18 protein-coding genes are annotated in these 19,898 nt (G+C 58.6%); 3 read left to right on the forward strand and 15 right to left on the reverse strand.

All coding sequences use genetic code 11. The features are described from left to right. Positions 1-186: 186 nt before the first annotated feature. The 3 genes from CRD13_RS00705 to CRD13_RS00715 are packed head-to-tail and all read right to left on the reverse strand — an operon-like array spanning position 187 to position 1,981. Positions 187-906 carry a hypothetical protein gene (locus CRD13_RS00705; RefSeq protein ID WP_049193708.1) on the reverse strand — a complete coding sequence of 240 codons (720 nt, stop codon included), beginning with the start codon at positions 904-906 and terminating at the stop codon, positions 187-189. Next, positions 903-1,622, reverse strand: a complete 720-nt coding sequence (locus CRD13_RS00710; protein ID WP_049193710.1) for an ABC transporter ATPase — start codon at positions 1,620-1,622, stop codon at positions 903-905. The genes CRD13_RS00705 and CRD13_RS00710 overlap by 4 nt, the downstream gene beginning before the upstream one ends. Next, positions 1,619-1,981, reverse strand: coding sequence for a GntR family transcriptional regulator (locus CRD13_RS00715; RefSeq protein WP_070549601.1), 363 nt, complete (start codon positions 1,979-1,981; stop codon positions 1,619-1,621). Before CRD13_RS00715 ends, CRD13_RS00710 begins: the two co-directional genes overlap by 4 nt. 134 nt (positions 1,982-2,115) lie before the next feature. On the opposite strand from CRD13_RS00715, the gene zwf reads away from it, so the two are divergent. From zwf to pgl, 3 genes are read left to right on the forward strand one after another with little or no spacing between them, the layout of a single operon-like run. Continuing rightward, positions 2,116-3,720 carry a glucose-6-phosphate dehydrogenase gene (gene zwf / locus CRD13_RS00720; RefSeq protein WP_016422737.1) on the forward strand — a complete coding sequence of 535 codons (1,605 nt, stop codon included), beginning with the start codon at positions 2,116-2,118 and terminating at the stop codon, positions 3,718-3,720. A 50-nt stretch (positions 3,721-3,770) separates the two neighbouring features. Further along, entirely contained in the window at positions 3,771-4,787 is a 1,017-nt protein-coding gene (locus CRD13_RS00725; protein WP_016422736.1) for a glucose-6-phosphate dehydrogenase assembly protein OpcA, read from the forward strand. Further along, the gene (gene pgl, locus CRD13_RS00730) at positions 4,784-5,551 is read left to right on the forward strand and encodes a 6-phosphogluconolactonase (protein WP_049172945.1); all 768 of its coding nucleotides are present in this window, start codon (positions 4,784-4,786) and stop codon (positions 5,549-5,551) included. Before CRD13_RS00725 ends, pgl begins: the two co-directional genes overlap by 4 nt. A gap of 117 nt (positions 5,552-5,668) precedes the next feature. On the opposite strand, the gene secG is transcribed toward pgl, so the two are convergent. The 12 genes from secG to CRD13_RS00790 all read right to left on the reverse strand — a co-directional run bounded on the left by secG (position 5,669) and on the right by CRD13_RS00790 (position 19,890). After that, positions 5,669-5,905, reverse strand: a complete 237-nt coding sequence (gene secG / locus CRD13_RS00735) for a preprotein translocase subunit SecG (protein ID WP_005510775.1) — start codon at positions 5,903-5,905, stop codon at positions 5,669-5,671. Positions 5,906-6,006: 101 nt separating this feature from the next. Continuing rightward, complete coding sequence (ppc, locus tag CRD13_RS00740; RefSeq protein ID WP_255467746.1) at positions 6,007-8,835, reverse strand: phosphoenolpyruvate carboxylase; 2,829 nt, start codon at positions 8,833-8,835, stop codon at positions 6,007-6,009. Positions 8,836-9,037: 202 nt separating this feature from the next. Next, entirely contained in the window at positions 9,038-9,826 is a 789-nt protein-coding gene (gene tpiA / locus CRD13_RS00745) for a triose-phosphate isomerase (protein WP_049172948.1), read from the reverse strand. Positions 9,827-9,895: 69 nt separating this feature from the next. Further along, entirely contained in the window at positions 9,896-11,107 is a 1,212-nt protein-coding gene (pgk, locus tag CRD13_RS00750; RefSeq protein WP_049172950.1) for a phosphoglycerate kinase, read from the reverse strand. A 110-nt stretch (positions 11,108-11,217) separates the two neighbouring features. Next, positions 11,218-12,222: a type I glyceraldehyde-3-phosphate dehydrogenase gene (gene gap / locus CRD13_RS00755; protein ID WP_048731894.1), complete on the reverse strand. Its 1,005-nt coding sequence runs from the start codon at positions 12,220-12,222 to the stop codon at positions 11,218-11,220. 183 nt (positions 12,223-12,405) lie between these two features. Then, positions 12,406-13,404, reverse strand: a complete 999-nt coding sequence (gene whiA, locus CRD13_RS00760) for a DNA-binding protein WhiA (protein WP_048731892.1) — start codon at positions 13,402-13,404, stop codon at positions 12,406-12,408. A gap of 191 nt (positions 13,405-13,595) precedes the next feature. Then, entirely contained in the window at positions 13,596-14,543 is a 948-nt protein-coding gene (gene yvcK, locus CRD13_RS00765) for a uridine diphosphate-N-acetylglucosamine-binding protein YvcK (protein ID WP_048731879.1), read from the reverse strand. Between the two features lie 23 nt (positions 14,544-14,566). Then, positions 14,567-15,457, reverse strand: a complete 891-nt coding sequence (gene rapZ / locus CRD13_RS00770) for an RNase adapter RapZ (RefSeq protein WP_005510809.1) — start codon at positions 15,455-15,457, stop codon at positions 14,567-14,569. Positions 15,458-15,569: 112 nt separating this feature from the next. Then, positions 15,570-17,618, reverse strand: coding sequence for an excinuclease ABC subunit UvrC (gene uvrC, locus CRD13_RS00775; RefSeq protein WP_070604564.1), 2,049 nt, complete (start codon positions 17,616-17,618; stop codon positions 15,570-15,572). 29 nt (positions 17,619-17,647) lie between these two features. Beyond that, positions 17,648-18,142: a PH domain-containing protein gene (locus tag CRD13_RS00780; protein WP_070604562.1), complete on the reverse strand. Its 495-nt coding sequence runs from the start codon at positions 18,140-18,142 to the stop codon at positions 17,648-17,650. A 2-nt stretch (positions 18,143-18,144) separates the two neighbouring features. Next, on the reverse strand, positions 18,145-18,627 hold the full coding sequence (gene ribH / locus CRD13_RS00785; RefSeq protein ID WP_016422726.1) for a 6,7-dimethyl-8-ribityllumazine synthase: 483 nt from the start codon (positions 18,625-18,627) through the stop codon (positions 18,145-18,147). Beyond that, positions 18,628-19,890 (reverse strand): bifunctional 3,4-dihydroxy-2-butanone-4-phosphate synthase/GTP cyclohydrolase II, encoded by a 1,263-nt coding sequence (locus CRD13_RS00790; RefSeq protein WP_016422725.1) that lies wholly within the window; start codon positions 19,888-19,890, stop codon positions 18,628-18,630. Positions 19,891-19,898 lie beyond the last annotated feature (8 nt).

Consider the following 19,898-nt stretch of genomic DNA (forward strand, 5'->3'; position numbering starts at 1 on the left):
GACTGCGTTTATGTCAAAAACGGCCCGAAAAATAGCCTGAAGGTGTCATAAACTTGCACAGTTTCACATCTGCAGCCCGTAACTTTTGGGGTTGTCAGTTTCGGTTCGCCTGTTGTGTTACTTAACCCGCATGTTCAACGTTGGACATGAAAAAGCTCCCCGCGCAGGGGAGCTTTTTTAATGGAGCTAGGACGCGGCGAAGGCGGGGCGCACAGTGGGCAGCGGGCGTTTCTCTTCCTTTAATGCCCAGGCCATCACGAACGCAGAGATTACGGTGATGATTGAGGCAAAGATCGGCACAGCCGGCCAGGGGGCGCCCGGTACGGAGTCGGTCACGTCCAGCAGATAGCTGAAGAGGAAGAGCGTGACCAGGGCCAGGCCAATGGTGATCGATCCTGCACGAGTGCCCTTCGCGCCGGCGACGGTGCCGACTGCGGTGCTCGCCACGGTAGCCATGAGGAAGCTCAAGAAGACGCACAGCGCGGTGAGCAGAACTGTGGTGTAGTTCTGCCCGGAATCCTCAATCATGTACAGCTCCCCGTTAGTGTCCGGAAACAGGGCCGGTCCGGAGGTGACAATGAAGCTATCGAATCCGCGGTAGTAACCGGACTTGTTCTGTTCGATGACCATCGCCGTGACGATGAAGGCGGTAGCCACCAACGATGTGCCCAAGATTGCGATGATTGCGGAGCGTACCCAGCGGGCGATGCTCACGCCGTAGTCACGCAGGGTGACCGAACGCCGGGCTGTGATGAGGAAGAGGATGCCCAGCGCGATAATGCCAAGCAAGGTGTTGCCGGTTCCGCTGCCTACGAGCATGCGCCCGAAGGCCGAGTACAGGATGGCCACGGCGGCAACACCGAGGAAGGTTTTCTTGTTGGTCGCGATGAAAGCTCCGGTGCTCATTTCTTGCTCCGTTCGATGTAGGAGGAGGTGCTTGCGAGGTCGATGAGGGCCGCGGGGTCGAGGTAGCTCACCTCAACGCCGAGGGCGCGGGCATGCGCAGCGGCAGACGAACTGAGCTCTGTAGACAGGATTGCCTCGCAGCGCTCGCCGAGGGTTTTCTTAGCGAGCACTGGGCCGGCCACCTGCGCCACGAGATCCGTAGGGCCGCGCAGCACCGGATGGCTAGCGCGCAGCTTATCGACGTCATAGGGCCCGTACGCATCCTGCTTGTGGATGACAATCAAGGTGTCGACTAGGCCGGCTAGATCCTGGGAGTGCTGCGAGGTGACCACAAGGTTGGCCGATTCGGCCGAGTCGATAAGCATGCCGCGCAATGTGGCGCGGTGCTCGACATCGAGGCCGTTGAAGGGCTCGTCGAAAAGCAATGCTTCCTTGCCCGATGCCAGGGTGGCAGCGGCGATAAGCAGCTGGCGCTGGCCCAGGCTGAGCTTTTTGATAGGGGTGTCAGCGGGGAAATCGAGGAGGGACTCCGCGTGGGGCACATCGAGCTGATCCCAGCCGGTGCGCAGGATCTGGAAATATTCGCGCGGGGTGGCACCGAAGACCTGGGTGTCGGGTGCAGCCTTCGCCAGGGCCGCCGTAGGCATCTGCGCGAGGGTACGCAGGTAGTAAGTCTTGCCGGCGCCGTTGGGGCCAATCACGCCGTAGATGCTCATTTCTCCTCCTCCAGCATGGCGATGATGTCGTGGAGCGTGAGGCCGAGAATGCCGGCCTCCACTTTTAATGGCTCGATGTAGGTGCGCTGGAACGCTTCACGACGCTCAGCGCGAATGCGCTCACGGGCATCTGGAGTGACAAACATGCCGAGTCCTCTTTTCTTCTCCACAAGCCCCACCATCGACAGTTCCGTCATGGCCTTGGCGGCCGTGGTTGGGTTGACCTGATAGAACTCCGAGAGCTCCTTGGTTGAAGGGGCACGATCCTCAGCCGAGAGCTCCCCGGACAAAATCATTGATTTCAGATCCTCGGCGATCTGGACGTAGATGGGCCGAGGGTCCGCCTCCTTCGCCTGCATATCCACCTCCGTGGTTTATGGGTATACCACCTAGGTCATAAACCTATGGCAGAAGAAAGGGGTCCGTCAAGGCCCCATCGGAGGAATCGGAAACGATTCCACCGGACTTTTCTCGATATGACATTATGTAAACCGTGAGTGATTCTCTGCAACGCAACGATTCGAACTCCCCTACTGCCAGCTCTCCGCACAACGGAGACGACAGCACCAACCACGACGGATACATCAACCCGCTGCGCGACCCGCAGGATAAACGCCTGCCGCGTATTGCCGGCCCGGGTGGCATGGTGATTTTCGGAGTGACGGGCGATCTGGCCCGAAAGAAGCTTCTGCCTGCCATCTATGATCTGGCCAACCGCGGTCTACTGCCTGCCTCCTTCGCGTTAGTTGGCTACGGTCGTCGCGAATGGTCGAAACAGGACTTTGAGGATTATGTGCGCACCGCAGTGGAACAGGGCGCCCGCACAGACTTCCGTGAGAGTGTCTGGCAGCGCCTGGCTGAGGGCATTCACTTTGTCACCGGTACCTTCACCGATGACGAGGCCTTCGATCGCCTGGCCGCACAACTTGAGGAGCTCGATCGCTCCCGCGGCACCGCTGGCAACTGGGCCTACTACCTGTCCATTCCGCCAGCTAACTTCCCCGATGTCTGTCATCAGCTCGATCGTTCGGGGCTGGCGCAGTCGGGCGAGGATTATTGGCGTCGCGTGATTATTGAGAAGCCATTCGGACACGACCTGGCCTCCGCTCAGGAACTCAACCGGATTGTGAACTCGGTCTTCCCAGAAGACGCTGTGTTCCGCATCGACCACTACCTGGGCAAGGAAACCGTCCAGAACATTCTGGCCATGCGTTTTGCCAACCAGTTGTTCGATCCGATGTGGAATTCTCACTACATTGACCACGTTCAAATCACCATGGCCGAGGATATCGGTTTGGGCGGTCGCGCCGGCTACTACGATGGTATCGGTGCAGCTCGTGACGTGATTCAGAACCACCTACTCCAGCTCCTGGCGCTGGTGGCAATGGAAGAGCCCATCGCCTTTACCCCGGAAGAGCTGCAAGCGGAAAAGATCAAGGTTCTGCGTGCCGTCGAGCCAGTGCGTCCGTTTTCGAAATACACCGCTCGTGGCCAGTACACGGCGGATTGGCAGGGCAGCAACTTCGTGCCAGGGCTGCGCGATGAGGAAGGCTTCGACCCCGAATCCACGACCGAGACCTACGCCGCCTGTACGCTGCAGATCAACTCCCGTCGCTGGGCCGGTGTCCCCTTCTACCTGCGCACCGGCAAGCGCCTCGGCCGCCGCGTCACTGAAATTGCGCTGGTCTTTAAGTCCGCACCTCACCTTCCCTTCGCAGAGACAATGACTGCCGCTCTCGGCCAGAACGCAATGGTCATCCGTGTTCAGCCAGACGAAGGCGTGCTCATGCGCTTCGGCTCGAAGGTCCCGGGCTCGGCCATGGAGGTGCGCGATGTCAACATGGACTTCTCCTACTCCGAGGTGTTTACCGAGCAGTCGCCAGAGGCCTACGAGCGCCTGATTCTGGATGCGCTTCTCGACGAGGCCAGCCTCTTCCCCACCAACGAGGAAGTCGAGCTGTCCTGGAAGATTCTTGACCCCATCATCGAGTACTGGGCCAAGCGCGGTCGTCCCGAGGGCTACCCCGCAGGTTCGTGGGGGCCTTCCTCCGCTGACCACATGCTCGAGCGCGACGGTCGCGCTTGGCGACGGCCATAGGCCGCCGACCTCTCAGTTCTTAAGAATTTTCTGACAGAAAGAACACTTTCATGATTGTCAATTTGCCAGACACTGACACCGCGAGCATTGCTCGTCAGTTGGTGCAGCTTCGAGAGCAGGGCGGCATCGTTACCACGGGCCGTGTCCTCACCCTGATTGTTTTGGCCAAAAGCGAAGACGACCTGGAAAACATTATTTCCACGGTCAACTCCGTTTCCCGCGAGCACCCATCCCGTGTGCTGGTATTGGTCTCCGATGATCCACGCCTGGACAATCGCCTTGACGCGGAGCTCCGCGTCGGTGGTGATGCCGGTGCCGCTGAGATCGTCGTTATGCACATGTCCGGAGAGATTGGTCAGCACCACAGCTCTGTGGTGACTCCCCTGCTGCTGCCGGATACGCCGGTCGTGGCGTGGTGGCCTTCTGAGGCGCCGCAAGTCCCAGCGGCGACACCAATCGGCCGAATTGCCCAGCGCCGTATCACCGATTCACTCTGTGACCCGAATAGCAACGCTATCTACACGCGCCGTACGGGCTACACGCCCGGCGATTCCGACCTGAGCTGGTCGCGGCTGACGAACTGGCGCGGTGTGTTGGCATCCGCTTTCGACTTGCCGCCGCACTCGCCGGTGACCTCCGTGTCCATCTACGGCCCACAGGACTCGCCATCGGTCGAGGTCGCCGCTGGATGGTTGGCAGATCGCCTGGGGCTGCCGGTCAACCGTTACTCCACCGGTGAGAAGAAGATTCCGGTGGACGAAAAGGGCCGCGCCAAGCCACCGGTGACCTCCGTCGCCTTTGAGCGTGAAAATGGCCAGACTTTGCGCATCGATATTGAAAGCGCCACCACTGCATCGGTCACCAACGGAGAAAAGCCCCCGTTCAAGGTTGCAGTATCGCGTCCAACACGCTCCGAATGTTTGGCAGAGGAGCTGCGTCACCTCGACCACGATACTGCCTACGGACGTGCCCTGCGTGGCCTCAGCCAGATTCACACGGTGGGAATGCAACCTCCGACGTCCACAACAACTAGCTTCGCTAACGAACCAGGAGTCTCTGACAAGTGACCACCGATAACGCGTCGAATACCGTCCCTGCCCCTCAGTTCCACCGCGCCGCTGACCAGGCGGGTATCGTCGAGGCTGCACGTCAGCGCTTCATCGATGCGGTTGTCGCCGTCCTACATGGCAACGCCTCTCCGGTCACCGATGACGGTTTCGTACGCGTCGTTCTCACCGGTGGCGGCGCGGGTACCGCTTTGCTCAGTGCGCTTGCCGACGATTCCGGAGACATCGACTGGAACCGAGTCCTGGTGTTCTTCGGAGATGAACGTTTTGTCGCTGCCGACTCGGCAGATCGCAATGCGTTGGCTGCTCGTAAGCGTCTCTTGTCCCCTGTCGGCGTGCCGGAGGAAAACATCTTCGAGTTTGCCGCTGCCGACAGCGGCGTGACCACCACGGAGGCCGCCGAAAGCTACGAAGCTATCGTTCGGGAGATGGCTCCAAATGGCTTTGACCTTCACCTTCTTGGTATGGGCGGAGAGGGACACATCAACTCGATTTTCCCACATACCGCAGCGCTGGCTGAGCAGGAACGCTTGGTCGTGGACGTGCATAACTGCCCGAAGCCACCGCCGACCCGCATCACGTTGACGATGCCGGCCATCGCCAGCTCTCAGCGTGTGTGGCTACTTGTAGCGGGCGGCGAAAAGGCTGAGGCAATTGCAGCTATCGCTCAGCAGGACGACCCAGCGCAGTGGCCAGCGGCCGGGGTTCGCGGTGTTCAGGAAACCGTTGTCTTTGTTGACGATGCTGCGGCTGCGCAGCTCTAGGCTTCCGCTTCACCGCTAACAGCCCAGAAACAGCAAATTCCCGTCGATAAGCGAAATGCTATCGACGGGAATTTTTATTGCTTAAAGGCCTGCGGTGGGGCGTGCTGCGTGCGGAACCTACCAGCCGAAAGTATTGAACAGCAGCAACAGGACAATGCAGAGCAACCAGATAATCACGGTCACAATAGTGACGCGGTCAAGGTTCTTCTCCACCACAGTCGAACCGGACAGATTCGACTGCATGCCGCCACCAAAGAGGCTGGACAGTCCGCCACCCTTACCCTTGTGGAGCAGGATAAACAGCGTCATCAGGATGGATGTGATGACCAGGACAATCTGAATGGCGAGGTACACGCGCACTTCCTTTTGAAACGTCGCTTCTTTAAGAACTCCAACTATACTAGCGCAATTGCTCCGCTGGCTAGGTATCCCTAGCCGTATCCCTAGGCGAATTCCTAGCCGGAGTTGCGCAGTGCAGTTGCCAAACCATTCATGGTCAGCTGAATGCCCCGACGCACCTTGTCGCGATTATCGCCGGCACGGTAGCGACGCAGCATCTCCAGCTGGATGATGTTCAGCGGCATAAGGTACGGGAAGCGCATGTCCACCGAGCGCCTGAGCAGCGGGTTGTCCTCCAGCAGGTGCTTGTACCCGGTTACCTTCAGGAACATCTCCAAAGTCAGGTCGAACTCTGCCTTGATGATGCCGTAGATGCGCTCACCGTCGGCCTTATCTTGGCACAGGCTAGCGTAGGCGCGCGCAAGGTTGAGGTCAGCCTTGGACATGACCTGCGCCATGTTCGACAGCACCGAATTGAAGAACGGCCAAATCTCGTTGAGCTGACGGAGCTCAGCCAGGCGGGAACCGTCTTCGTCCTCGCCGATCCACTCCTGCAGTGCAGAGCCGACACCAAACCAGCCCGGCACCATAGAACGCTGCTGCGACCAGGACAGTACCCAGGGAATTGCGCGCAGGTCAGAAATGGTCTGGGTCTGCTTGCGTGAGGTCGGACGCGAACCGATGTTCAGGCTGCCGATCTCATCGACCGGGGTCGACGACGTGAAGAAGTCAATAAAGCCCGGGTCCTCGTGCATGAGCTTCGAGTAGGCCTCGCGAGACATGTCGGAAATCTCCGACATAATCTCGTGGGCGCGAGCTGGGTTCTTCAGGTCATCGACGTCGAGCAGAGTCGACTCAATCGTTGCCGAAACAAGTGCGGCGAGGTTCCTGCGTGCCGCTGCAGGGTGACCGTACTTGGCAGAGATAATCTCGCCCTGCTCGGTGATACGCACCGACCCCTGGACTGCACCCGACGGCTGCGCCAGAATTGCCTCGTAGGACGGTCCGCCACCACGGCCAACGGTACCTCCGCGGCCGTGGAAGAGACGCAGGCGAATGTCGTTGTCCTTCGCGGCTGCCACGATTGCGACCTCCGCGTCGTAAAGCGCCCAGTTTGCAGCGAAGTACCCGCCGTCCTTGTTGGAGTCGGAGTAGCCAAGCATGACTTCCTGCAGATCTCCGCGTGCGGACACGTATGCGCGGTAGACCGGAATGTCCCACGCAGCACGCAGCACGTCGGCACCAGCCTGCAGGTCTTCGATGGTTTCGAACAGCGGGATGACGTCAACAGAACCGGTCGGCTGCGAGCCATTCGGGCGAATCAGACCGACTTCCTTGAGCAGAATCATCGGCTCCAGCAGGTCGGAGACCGATGTACACATCGAAATGATGCAGTGCGGTACCGCGTCGTGACCGTACTTGCGCACCGCACGAGATGCCGCACGCATAATGCCTAGCTCGCGAGCCGTAGCTTCGGAAAGATCTGCGGAAGTCGAAACCAGCGGACGGGAGGACTGCAGTTCCTTGGTCAGCAGTTCGACCTTGTCGGCTTCCTTCAATCCCGCGTAGTTGTCCACCACACCGGCAGCGGAGAACAGCTCGGTGAGGATTTCCTCATGAGAGTCCGAATTCTGGCGGATATCAATCGAGTACAGGTGGAAACCAAATACCTCCACTGAATCCATCAGGTCGCGCAGGCGGTGATCGGCGATGAGGTCATCGTGGCTGGACCGCAGGGAGTCGTCGATAATCGAGAGCTCTTCAAGTAGCTCCTCGGCGCTGTCATACGGAGTGAATTCCGACCAGTCGCCCTCAATGATGGACTCGTCGAAGAAGTTCACCGCTGTTGCCGCCACGCGACCGCGGATACCGTGAACCGCACGACGGTACGGCTCATCTTCGCGGTTTGGTACGTCATTGTGGCCGCGGCTGGCCAAGCCGACCAAATCTACGGTGACCTTGGTCAGGCGGTCGCTGAGACTGAGCTCGCGCTCCAGCAGGTGCAACTGCGAGAAGTAGTGACGCAGGATCGTACCCGCTGCCCTATCGGAGGCGTAGCGCAGCGTCTCCTCCGTCACGTATGGGTTGCCGTCGTGGTCACCGCCGATCCACGAACCCATGCGAATGGTTGGATTAGCCGGCAGCTTGTCGCCGCCGAGCTGACGCAAGTGCTTGACGACGTCTCGGTTAATCTGTGGCACAGCTTCCAGCAGAGAAAGCTGGTAGTAGCGAAGACCAACTTCGACCTCGTCGCGAATATCCGGGCGGTTCATGCGAATCAGAGCCGTTTGCCACAGCGTCAGGATCCGGCGACGGATATCGGCATCAATCTCAGCGAGTCGGTCCGCGGTGCGCGCATTCATCGGGGCTGCCTGGATCTCGTGGCGGCGCCGCATTGCGGCCGTGATGTGCTTCTGCACATCGAACACTGTGCGACGACGAGTTTCCGTTGGGTGTGCGGTCAGAACCGGGACGACCTCAATGTGGTCCATCATATCCGCAATGGCGCTGCTGGAAACCTTGGCGTCGCGAAGCTTCTGCCATGTTGCTTCCAGCGTGGAGTCCTGCGGCGGATCGCCAGCATCGAGAGATGCCTCGATGCCCAGCTCCTCGTGCAAATCCTCAGCGAGGTTAGCTAAAAGTGCGAAGTGCGTGAAAGCACGGATGACAGGGCTTGCCTCGGCAGGGTCAATATCGCGGAAGAGGCCGGTGAGCTTCTCGATGTCGCCATCGCCACGATGGAGTTCGAAGGCTGCACGGCGAGCATTTTCGACCAGGTTAAAGACCTCGTCACCCTCTTGCTCGCGGATTACCTGCCCAAGAATTCGACCCAGGTGGCGAATATCCTCCCAGAGCAAGTCCTGCTGCTTCGCGGTAGCGGTCGAAGAGGATTGCTCATTGCTTGCAGTGTGTCGGTCAGTGTCACCATGTACTTGTTCGTTCATTGAGCACGTCCTTTGAAAATTGCCGGGCATTCGAAGTGGAAAGCCTCGGGAAATGTATTGCGCTGACTTATTGCCAGTCGGTGTGCCTGGATTGAGTCCGCCTAAAGGCAATAACCCCGAATCGGTTTTATGAGAATCAATAAAACCAATCCGGGGTCGCGCATGGCGCCTATCTTATCAGTTGTTCTGAATTTATATGCACTTAGGCGTTCTGAGCGGCATCTGCAGCAAGTGCGCAGAGCTTCGCGAATGCTTCACCGTCGAGCGAAGCGCCACCGACGAGGCCGCCGTCGACGTCGGGCTTGCCGACGATCTCAGCGACGTTCTCGGCCTTGACGGAACCACCGTAGAGGATGCGCATCTCCTTTGCGATGTTCGCGTCCCCAATTTCTGCGACGGTCTCGCGGATAGCTGCACAGACTTCCTGCGCGTCTGCAGCCGATGCGACCTTACCGGTGCCGATAGCCCAGACAGGCTCGTAAGCGATGACGGTCTTGGCCAGCTCAGCGTTGGTCAGATTAGCCAGGGAGCCCTTGACCTGAGAGACAACGTACTCGACGTGCTCTTCGGCCTCTCGGACCTCCAGCGGCTCGCCGACACAGACGATTGGGTTCATGCCCTCGCGCAGTGCTGCCTTGGCCTTCTTTGCGACCAGCTCATCGTCCTCTGCGTGCATATCGCGACGCTCGGAGTGACCGACGACGACCCAGGTGCAGCCGAGCTTTGCCAGCATCGATGCGGAAATCTCGCCGGTGTAAGCGCCGGACTCGTGGACTGAGACATCCTGCGCGCCGTAAGTGACGCCGAGCTTATCGCCCTCAACCAGAGTCTGGACCGAACGCAGGTCGGTAAACGGCGGGATGACAGCGACGTCAACCTTGTCGTAGTACTCCTTTGGCAGAGCGAACGCGAGTTTCTGCACCACACCGATAGCCTCGAGATGGTTCAGGTTCATCTTCCAGTTACCAGCAATAAATGGTGTACGTGCCATAGTGGTGGAATTCACTTCCCTATCAATTAGCGGATTTTTAAGCGATGAAAATCCGGTGGTGGAAAAATCTTAGTCTTCCAGGACGGAGACGCCCGGCAGAGTCTTACCCTCGAGGAACTCCAGCGAAGCGCCACCACCAGTGGAGATGTGGCTGAAGCCGTCCTCGTTCAACCCCAGAGTACGTACTGCTGCTGCGGAGTCGCCGCCACCGACGACGGAGAAGCAACCGTTGTTAGTGGTGGCATCGATAATGGCCTGTGCAACCTCGCGGGTGCCAGCTGCGAAAGCCTCCATCTCGAACACGCCCATCGGGCCGTTCCAGAACACAGTCTTGGACTCAGCGAGCACCTTGCCGAATGCCTCGGCGGAAGCCGGTCCGATGTCCAGGCCCATCCAGCCTTCCGGAATCTCGGTGGCGTCTACCACCTTGTTTTCAGCGTCTGCAGCGAACTTGTCAGCCACGACTACGTCGGTTGGCAGAACGATCTTATCGCCGTAGCGGTCCAGCAGATCCTTACAGGTGTCAATCATCTCTTCCTGCAGCAGGGATGCGCCAACGGCGTAGCCCTTGGCAGCCAGGAAGGTGAAGCACATGCCGCCGCCGATGACCAGGGAGTCAACCTTCGGCGCGAGAGCCTCAATAACGCCCAGCTTGTCGGAAACCTTGGAACCGCCGAGCACGACGGTGTACGGCTTCTCCGGGGTCTCTGCAACCTTGCGCAGAACCTCAAGCTCAGCCTGAACCAGATTGCCGGCGTAGTGCGGCAGCTTCTTAGCGACGTCGAAGACGGAAGCCTGGGCGCGGTGAACAACACCGAAACCGTCGGAAACAAACGCTCCGTCCGGAACTAGTGCAGCCAGCTCGGCTGCGAACTCGGCGCGCTCTGCCTCGTCCTTGGAGGTCTCGCGCGGATCGAAGCGGACGTTCTCCAACAAGAGTACATCGCCCTCGGTCAGGCCATTAGCGCGCTCGTGCGCGTCCTCACCGGAGACATCACCGGCGAGCGCGACGTACTGCTCCAGGCGCTCAGATAGCGCCTCAGCGACCGGGGCCAGGGAGAACTCGGACTTAACCTCGCCCTTCGGGCGACCCAGGTGAGCCATAACAACGACCTTGGCGCCGGCCTCGACAAGCGCGGACAGGGTGGGCAGCGAAGCATCGATTCGACCCGGATCGGTGATAACGCCGTCTTTCAGTGGGACGTTAAAGTCGGAGCGGACGAGGACGTAACGGCCTTCAATACCTTCGTTGATCAGGTCTTTGACAGTCTTAACAGTCATCTCAATGAAATCCTTGTGAAAGTGTGTAAAAAACGGGCCGCGGGTGGCGTGCCCTACTCAGGCGCAACCACCCCGGCCCGTTCGGGGTCTGGGATTAACCAGGTGAGTTATTAGAGGCGCTCACCGACGTAGACAGCCAGGTCGACGAGGCGGTTGGAGTAGCCCCACTCGTTGTCGTACCAGGAGACAACCTTGACCTGATCGCCGATGACCTTGGTCAGCGGTGCGTCGAAGATCGAGGAACGCGGGTCGCCCTCGATGTCCTTGGAAACGATTGGGTCCTCGTTGTAGCCCAGAACACCCTTGAGCTCGCCCTCAGCAGCTTCCTTGATGGCAGCATTAACGGACTCGACGGTGACCTCGCTCTTAGCAGTGAAGGTCAGGTCGGTGACAGAGCCGGTCGGGGTCGGAACACGCAGTGCGTAGCCGTCCAGCAGACCCTTGAGCTGCGGCAGAACCAGAGCGACTGCCTTTGCAGCACCGGTGGAGGTCGGAACAATGTTCAGTGCAGCAGCGCGGGCGCGACGCAGGTCCTTGTGCGGAGCGTCGTGCAGACGCTGGTCACCGGTGTATGCGTGGATGGTGGTCATGAGACCGCGCTCGATGCCGAACTTGTCGTCCAGAACCTTAGCCATCGGAGCCAGGCAGTTGGTGGTGCAAGAAGCGTTCGAAATGATGTTGTGCTTCTCCGGGTCGTAGTCAGTGTGGTTGACACCGACAACGAAGGTTGCGTCTTCGTTCTTAGCCGGAGCGGAGATGATGACCTTCTTGGCGCCAGCCTCGATGTGAGCCTTGGCAGCGTTGGCATCGGTGAAGAAACCGGTGGACTCAATGACGATGTCGACCTCGTGCTTGCCCCACGGCAGGTCCTTCGGGTCGCGCTCAGCGTATGCCGCGATGCGCTTGCCGTTGACGGTGAGGGACTCATCGTCGTAGGTGACCTCTGCGTCAAGCTTGCCCATGATGGAGTCGTACTTGAGCAGGTGAGCCAGGGTCTTGTTATCAGTGAGGTCGTTTACAGCAACGACTTCCAGGTCAGCGCCCGCAGCGAGCAGGGAGCGGAAGAAGTTGCGGCCAATGCGACCAAAACCGTTAATACCTACACGAACCGTCACAATAATCTCCTTAATGGATTGGCGAATCGATGCCACTTGTCAGGGCGCTGATTGCGCTCCAACAGGTTCACTACAGAAGTGTACGTTGGGTTTTTCATTCGCGCAGCGGTGGTTTGGTGCGAAAATCCCAAATAAACGGAGATTTATCCAAAATTACGCACCTGACTAGGCATAACAGGTGCTTTACTCGTCAACTTCTTTGTCAAAAAGTTCGTCTGTAACGACTGCAGTTGTGGGGGGAATTCCGAGTTCGTTTGCTCTTTTGTCCGCCATGGAGAGCAAACGGCGGATGCGTCCTGCGACGGCGTCCTTGGTCATTGGCGGATTGGCCAGCTGCCCAAGTTCTTCCAATGAAGCCTGCTTGTGCTCGATGCGCAGCTGTCCTGCAGACACCAAATGGTCTGGTACATCGTCACCGAGAATCTCTAAAGCACGCTCTACTCGCGCTGCTGCAATAACGGCCGCACGAGCCGAGCGCCGCAGGTTGGCATCGTCGAAGTTTGCCAAACGAGTGGCCGTCGCTCGCACTTCACGACGCATACGCTGTTCTTCCCACTGCAGGCGAGTAGTCTGGGCTCCCATTCGCGTCAGCAGCGCACCGATTGCATCGCCCTCCCGGATGATTACGCGATCGCCACCGCGGGACTTATTCTCCTTGCTCTTAGCCGTAATTCCGAGCCTACGAGCACATCCCACCAATGCGAGTGCCGCTTCAGCAGAAGGAGCAGTGACTTCCAAAGCTGAGGACCGCCCCGGCTCAGTCAGTGAACCATGTGCCAAAAAAGCACCCCGCCATGCAGCTTCCTGATCAATTTTCTGCCCCATGATCAGCTTGCGTGGTAGCCCACGTACAGGACGTCCTGCAGAGTCAATCAGGCCAGTTTGCCTAACGACGAGTTCCGCGCCATCGGTTACCCGCACGATGTACTTCGAGGTCTTTCGCAAGCCACCGGGAGACAAGACATTGAGGCTGGCTTTGACATCGTAGAGTTCGGCCAGCATGGAGCGCAGGCGGCGTGCGACAGCGCCGGAATCCAACTCAGCCTCCAGCACAATCGAACCTGCCACCAGGTGGAGTCCTCCTGCGAAGCGGAACAGGGTCGAAATCTCCGCTGCCTGAGCGCTTTCCTGCGAAACTGACACGCGGGCTAGTTCGTCTTTGACCTTCGCCGTCAATGCCACGATGCTGTCCATCCTCATTTCATGTGTGCGAGCTGGGTTTGGGCCTGGTTAATTTAGGTAAAATTAACCCCATTTGAGCTTTAGCAATAAACCTCAAGGATAGTATCCGGTACCAATCGAGTGGCAATTAGTTGATTGTCTATTGCATCCTCGCAGGAGAATGCATTAAAACCCTCGACTGGCCGGACGCTTTAGAGGAACTGACGAAGTGCGACAGCTAGTTTCTCCGGCGAATGCCGACCCGTCAGAGCTCCGTGGTCATCAACTTCTTGCACATCGGCGAAGACAACCTGCGCGTCTAGGCTATCCGCCGCTCGCTGCAGGTATTCTCGTTCGGTATCCGCGAGCGGCGTGTTGTCGTCGACAAGCACGTAATTGAGCTTCAAGTTAGGTGCATGCTGCGTGAGCATATGGATGTGCCGTTCGGAAGAAAAACCGGCGGTCTCCCCCGGCTCGGCGACAAGATTCAGCACCACGACGGTTGTGGCATTGGTTTCTTGCAGAGCATCCCGCAGCCCGGGCACCTGAAGATGTGGCAGAACCGAAGTAAACCACGAACCCGGACCCAGCGTCACCAAATCGGCATTGAGGATAGCTTCAATGGCCTCCTCGGATGCCGGCGGAGTCTCAGGAATCAGCCGGATTCGGCGCACCTGGCCAGGTGTCGTGGCCACTGCGACCTGGCCACGGACCTGGCGCACAACGCGAGCATCCTGCTCCAAGCCAACGACTTCGGCCTCAATCTCTAGCGGGATCGGCGACATGGGCACGACTCGACCCCGGATTTGCAGCAACCGGCCAATTTCGTCAAGCGCGTCGACTTCATTTCCCATCACACTGGTGAGGCCAGCGATAATCAGATTGCCAATCGCATGCCCTGCCAGTGCGCCAGTTCCGCCAAAGCGGTGCTGCAGTGTCTTTTCCCACAGATCGCCTTTTTCCGTATCTGCGGAAAGCGCGGCGAGTGCCATGCGAAGGTCTCCAGGGGGAATCTGCCCCAGCTCACGACGAAGGCGACCCGAGGATCCGCCGTCGTCGGCAACTGTGACCACCGCTGTGACATGGTCCGCAACCTGACGGTCAGCTCTCAGCGTGGCAAATAGACCATGACCGCCACCCAGACTGGTAATTGATGTCAATTTCTACACCTCCACTAAAACCGCTAGTTGCGGTCAATATCGCGGTGGACGACGTTGACGTTGATCCCGGAAACTCCCTCGAGCTTCTTAGCCAGCGCCTCCGACATGGCCACACTTCGGTGATGGCCTCCGGTGCATCCCACAGCGATAGTCATAAAACCCTTGCCCTCACGGCGGTACCCGGGCAAAACCAATTCAATCAAGTTTGTGACGTTGTCCAAAAACCCCTGAGACTCAGGTTGGGACAGCACGTAGTCGGCCACGGCTTTGTTGGTACCGCGGCCCGCACGCAGCTCAGGTACCCAATAGGGATTGGGGAGAAAACGGACGTCGAAAAGCATGTCGGCATCGCGCGGCGCACCGTGCTTAAACCCAAATGATTCGATGGTGATCTGCTGAATCTTGCTAGCGGTATCCGACAACTGATGCTCTAACTCACGGCGCAAATCGTGCACGCTCATGTCAGAGGTATCCACTACTAAATCCGACATGCCCTTTATTGGCAGCAACATCTGACGTTCAGCGGCAATACCCTGTGAAAGCGTGCCATTTTCCTGCAGCGGATGGGTGCGGCGGACAGAGTCGTAGCGGGCGATGAGGGTGTCGTCGTTGGCATCAAAGAAGATGACATAGGGCTGGCGCCCCTCATTGCGGAGTCCGTCGAGCACCTCCCCCAAACTGCCGGCGAACGCGCGCGAGCGCACGTCGGTGACGATAGCGAGGCGCTCTACTGGAGAGTCCGCTTCAAACGACAACTCGACCATGCGCATAATCAACTCCGGGGGCAGGTTGTCTGCGACATACCAGCCCATCTCCTCCAAGACGCTGGCGGCCGTATTGCGTCCGGAACCGGACATGCCGGTAATCAACACAAGTGACTTTTCAGCCTGAGGGGAATAACCCGAAGTAATCATGCCATCACTCTAATACAATTCCGCCCAACCGCTCTCGGTTTTACTAGCGGAAGTAAACCCCCTAGCACTGTTTCAAGTGCGGTTTTAGCCACTTGTTTACCTACTTCTACGCCTACTCTCCCGGACCGACATCCGAGTTTGGCTCTGACGACTTCTCGTCTGGATGGAGGTAATCGTAAACAGTTTTCGCGAGCATCGGCCCGAAACCAGCCACTTCTTCGATCTGCTCGACGCTGGCCTTCTTCAGCGCCGCAACGGAACCAAAGTGCTTGACCAACTCACTGCGGCGTGCTGGCCCCAGCCCCTTAATGCCATCAAGCACCGACGAGCGCATGCGTTTAGATCGCTGCTGACGGTGATAATTAATGGCAAAGCGGTGCGCCTCATCACGAATTCGCTGGATTAGGTACATCGCTTCCGAATTACGCGGCAGAATGAGCGGCTCATCATCGTCGGGAATCCACAGCTCTTCTAAGCGCTTGGCAATTCCCACCAACGTCACATCGGTGACCCCGAGTTCATCGAGGACCGCCTGTGCGGCTGCGACCTGCGGTGCACCACCGTCGACGATGAACAACTGTGGCGGGTAGGCAAACTTGCGGTTACTCCGCGACTGCTCATCGACGGCATCAGTCGTCTCTTCGACGAACATCTCGCTTGCATCATCGGGCATGGCGAGCTTGTCCTCGTTATGGCGCAGAAAACGACGGCGCACCACCTCAGCGATAGAACCGACGTCGTCCGAGCGACCGTCACCTGCTGCATCTTTGATTCGGTAGCGACGGTAGTCGGACTTCTTGGGCAATCCATCCTCGAAGACCACCAACGAGGCCACCACATCGGTGCCCTGAATATGCGAGATGTCAGTGCACTCGATGCGCAGCGGCGCTTCATCCATAAATAGCGCGTCCTGGAGTTCGGAGAGAGCCTGCGATCGAGTAGTTAGATCTCCACTTCGCTTTAGCTTGTGCTGGCGTAGCGCTTCAGCTGCATTTTTCTGCACGGTCTCCATGAGCGTCCGCTTGTCACCGCGTTGTGGGACGCGAATATCTACATTGGTGCCACGAATATCGGCCAAAAATGCAGTAACCTCGTCAAGATCGTCGGGCGTGGCCTGAACGAGAATTTCGCGTGGCACAACCTGGGCGGCAGTGGTTGATTCATCGCCGTCGACATCCGCGTGCTTGGCGGCGTCGCCATAGAACTGTGTCAGGAACTGCGTTAGCAGCCCACCCAAGCTGGGGTCAGTCTCTCCCTCTCGAAACTCCGTAGTCGCGTACTCGCCGGACTTCTCCACTACCCAGCCGCGCTGACCGTAAATACGTCCCGCCCGAACATGGAAAATCTGCACGGCCGCTTCCAGTTCGTCGGTTGCTAGCGCAATAAAGTCGGCATCGGCGGCGTCGGAAAGCACGACTGACTGCCGCTCCATGACCTTGTCGATGGCAGCGAGGTTGTCGCGCAGACTAGCGGCGCGCTCGAAGTCTAACTCGCCGGCAGCTTCCTCCATTTCCTTCTTTAAGCGCCTCGTGACCGGGCCCGTATTTCCCGACATGAAGCTGGTAAAACCACGGACAATTTCGCGGTGTTCCTCGGCACTGACACGGCCGACACAAGGCGCCGAGCATTTGTCGATATAGCCGAGCAAACAGGGCCGCCCCAGGGCTTGCTGCCGGTTGAAGACTCCCTTTGAACAGGTGCGGGCTGGGAAAACTCGTGTAAGCAAGTCGAGAGTTTCTCGGATAGCCCACGCGTGTGAATAAGGCCCGAAATAACGCACGCCCTTCCGGCGCGGTCCTCGGTAGAGAAAGAGCCGCGGGTACAGCTCTCCAACGCTGACGGCCAACATCGGATACGACTTGTCGTCGCGGTACATCACGTTGAACCGCGGATTAAAGCGCTTGATCCAGGTGTACTCCAACTGCAGCGCTTCGACTTCATTGTGGACGACAGTCCACGTCACCTTCGAAGCGGACTGCACCATCTGGCGGGTGCGGGGATGAAGCCGAGTTAAGTCCTGGAAATAGTTAGACAAACGCGCACGGAGATTCTTCGCCTTGCCGACGTAGAGAACGCGCCCGGTTGAATCGAGAAAACGGTACACCCCCGGCTCCGTGGGAATGGTGCCGGGGGCGGGACGGTACTGAGAAGGGTCAGTCACTTACGGTGTCCTTAAAACGTGTCCTTGGGTTAGTCCTCCGGCATGAACTTGTCTTCAAGTTCACGGAACCGGCGGATGTCTTCCACGACGCGGCTGCCGTCGGCCGACTGGATCGCGAGCATCGGCACAAACTCAAAGTCAGGCAGCTCCAAGCGAGCCCAGCGGGACTTCTTTGGAAAACTCAGGCCGTAGATATCGACCCACGGGTAAAACTTCGCATTGAGTAGATTGCGGACTTCCACACCCCTGGCATTTACGCGAACGCGAGCCCGAGTCAGCAGCAGGATTACCCCGGCGATGATCAAACCAATCATTGGGAAAGCCAGCTGGTCGATAGCGGTCACCGAAGCTCCGGTGTTACCAAAGTCCACCACGATACCCATGAAGATATGGATAGCGAAAACCACAACTGCAGCGATAATCGCCCACAGACGCAGCTTTTGCGAGGTGATTTCCAACAGCCATTTGTCTTCGTTACCGGTGTCGACGGCAGTCGAATTGCTGTGGCGTTCGGAGTTACCCATTCTTACTCAGCTCCACCTTCACGAAGGGACTTCAACACTGCGACGGTGTGCAGCGCTGCGGCCATGGCCTCGCGACCTTTATTCTCCGCGGCGCCCTCACCGCCGGCACGATCAATTGCTTGCTGTTCAGTGTTGCAGGTCAACACACCATTGCCAACTGGCGTTTCACAGTCCAGTGCGATCCGCGTCAGGCCCTCAGTCACCGAGTCGCAGACATAGTCGAAGTGCGGCGTACCACCGCGGATAACGCACCCCAGCGCCACCACGGCGTCGTGAGTTCGCGCGAGCTGTTGCACCACAACCGGAATCTCCAGAGCACCGACGACAGTCACATCCGTGACTACAGCGCCGACCTCCTCGGCCTGGGACAGCGCTTCACGACGAAGCTGCCCAGTAATCTCCTCGTTCCAGTGAGAGGTGACCAGACCGACGGTCACACCAGTGGAATCGGGAACGGAAATTTCAGGAAGACCTGCGCCACTCATCTACTGTGCTCCTTCTGTCGAAATGCCGTGGGTCTCCATGTACTCATCCAACCAAGGGAGCTCATGGCCCATGCGTTCGCGCTTTGTCAACAAGTATTTCAAGTTATCCTCGTTGACCTCAACTGGCACCGGTACCCGGCGGCTCATCTCCAGTCCATAACCACCTAGGCCGGCACGCTTGGTCGGATTGTTCGTCAGCAGCGCCATAGTGGTGACTCCAAGATCCTGCAGAATCTGTGCACCAGTGCCGTACTCACGGGCATCCGACGGCAAACCGAGCGCAAGATTGGCATCAACGGTGTCAGCGCCTTCATCTTGCAGATGGTAGGCCTGCAGCTTCGGCATCAGACCAATGCCTCGGCCTTCGTGACCGCGCATGTAGAGGATGACGCCACGCCCCGCTTCGTGAACCATGCGCATGGAGTTGTGCAGCTGCTGACCGCAGTCGCAGCGGCGAGATCCCAGTGCGTCGCCAGTGAGGCATTCGGAGTGCACACGCACGAGGACGTCCTGACCATCGTTGGAAGACACATCCCCCACAACGAGAGCGACATGCTCAACACCGTCGATAAGGCTCCGGTACCCAATGGCACGGAACTCGCCGTAGTCGGTCGGCAGCTTGGTTTCGACAACGCGTTCAATCAAGTGCTCGTTGTGGCGACGGTATTCGATCAGCTGCTCAATGGAGATCAGCGCTAAATCGTGCTTGTCGCAGAAGCGACGCAGTTCCTCCGCGCGCGCCATACCGGTCGGGTCTTCCTCGGAGACAACCTCACACAGCACGCCGGCAGGACGGAGCCCTGCCAGGCGGGCGAGATCGACCGCAGCCTCGGTGTGGCCGGCACGGACGAGGACGCCACCATCGCGAGCTCGCAACGGGACCACGTGTCCTGGCCGGGTGAAATCGTGCGGGCTCGACGTGGGGTCAGCGAGAGTACGAATGGTGTTCGCACGATCTGTGGCGGAAATACCGGTCGTACCGGTGTTGGCATCCACGGTCACTGTGTATGCGGTACCGCGGGCATCCTCATTCTCTGACACCATCGGTGGCAGATTCAGACGCTCGCAGTCCTCGGCGGTCAGCGGCGCGCAGATGTAACCAGAGGAATAGCGAACCATAAAGGCAACAAGTTCAGGCGTTGCCTTCTCGGCGGCGAAGATGATGTCGCCCTCGTTCTCACGATCTTCATCGTCGACGACGACCACGGCCTTACCGGCTGCGATGTCCGCAATGGCCCGCTCTACAGAATCGAACTTAATCACAGTCTTGT

The organism is Corynebacterium sp. LK26, from assembly GCF_014335085.1.
In the GTDB taxonomy this organism is placed as follows: domain Bacteria; phylum Actinomycetota; class Actinomycetes; order Mycobacteriales; family Mycobacteriaceae; genus Corynebacterium; species Corynebacterium jeikeium_D.

Bases quoted from the DNA above. Each gene is read 5' to 3' on its own strand.
- CRD13_RS00705 (WP_049193708.1), bottom strand. From the start codon at position 906: ATGAGCACCGGAGCTTTCATCGCGACCAACAAGAAAACCTTCCTCGGT.
- CRD13_RS00710 (WP_049193710.1), bottom strand. From the start codon at position 1,622: ATGAGCATCTACGGCGTGATTGGCCCCAACGGCGCCGGCAAGACTTAC.
- CRD13_RS00715 (WP_070549601.1), bottom strand. From the start codon at position 1,981: ATGCAGGCGAAGGAGGCGGACCCTCGGCCCATCTACGTCCAGATCGCC.
- CRD13_RS00725 (WP_016422736.1), top strand. From the start codon at position 3,771: ATGATTGTCAATTTGCCAGACACTGACACCGCGAGCATTGCTCGTCAG.
- ppc (WP_255467746.1), bottom strand. From the start codon at position 8,835: ATGAACGAACAAGTACATGGTGACACTGACCGACACACTGCAAGCAAT.
- tpiA (WP_049172948.1), bottom strand. From the start codon at position 9,826: ATGGCACGTACACCATTTATTGCTGGTAACTGGAAGATGAACCTGAAC.
- pgk (WP_049172950.1), bottom strand. From the start codon at position 11,107: ATGACTGTTAAGACTGTCAAAGACCTGATCAACGAAGGTATTGAAGGC.
- rapZ (WP_005510809.1), bottom strand. From the start codon at position 15,457: ATGATTACTTCGGGTTATTCCCCTCAGGCTGAAAAGTCACTTGTGTTG.
- CRD13_RS00780 (WP_070604562.1), bottom strand. From the start codon at position 18,142: ATGGGTAACTCCGAACGCCACAGCAATTCGACTGCCGTCGACACCGGT.
- ribH (WP_016422726.1), bottom strand. From the start codon at position 18,627: ATGAGTGGCGCAGGTCTTCCTGAAATTTCCGTTCCCGATTCCACTGGT.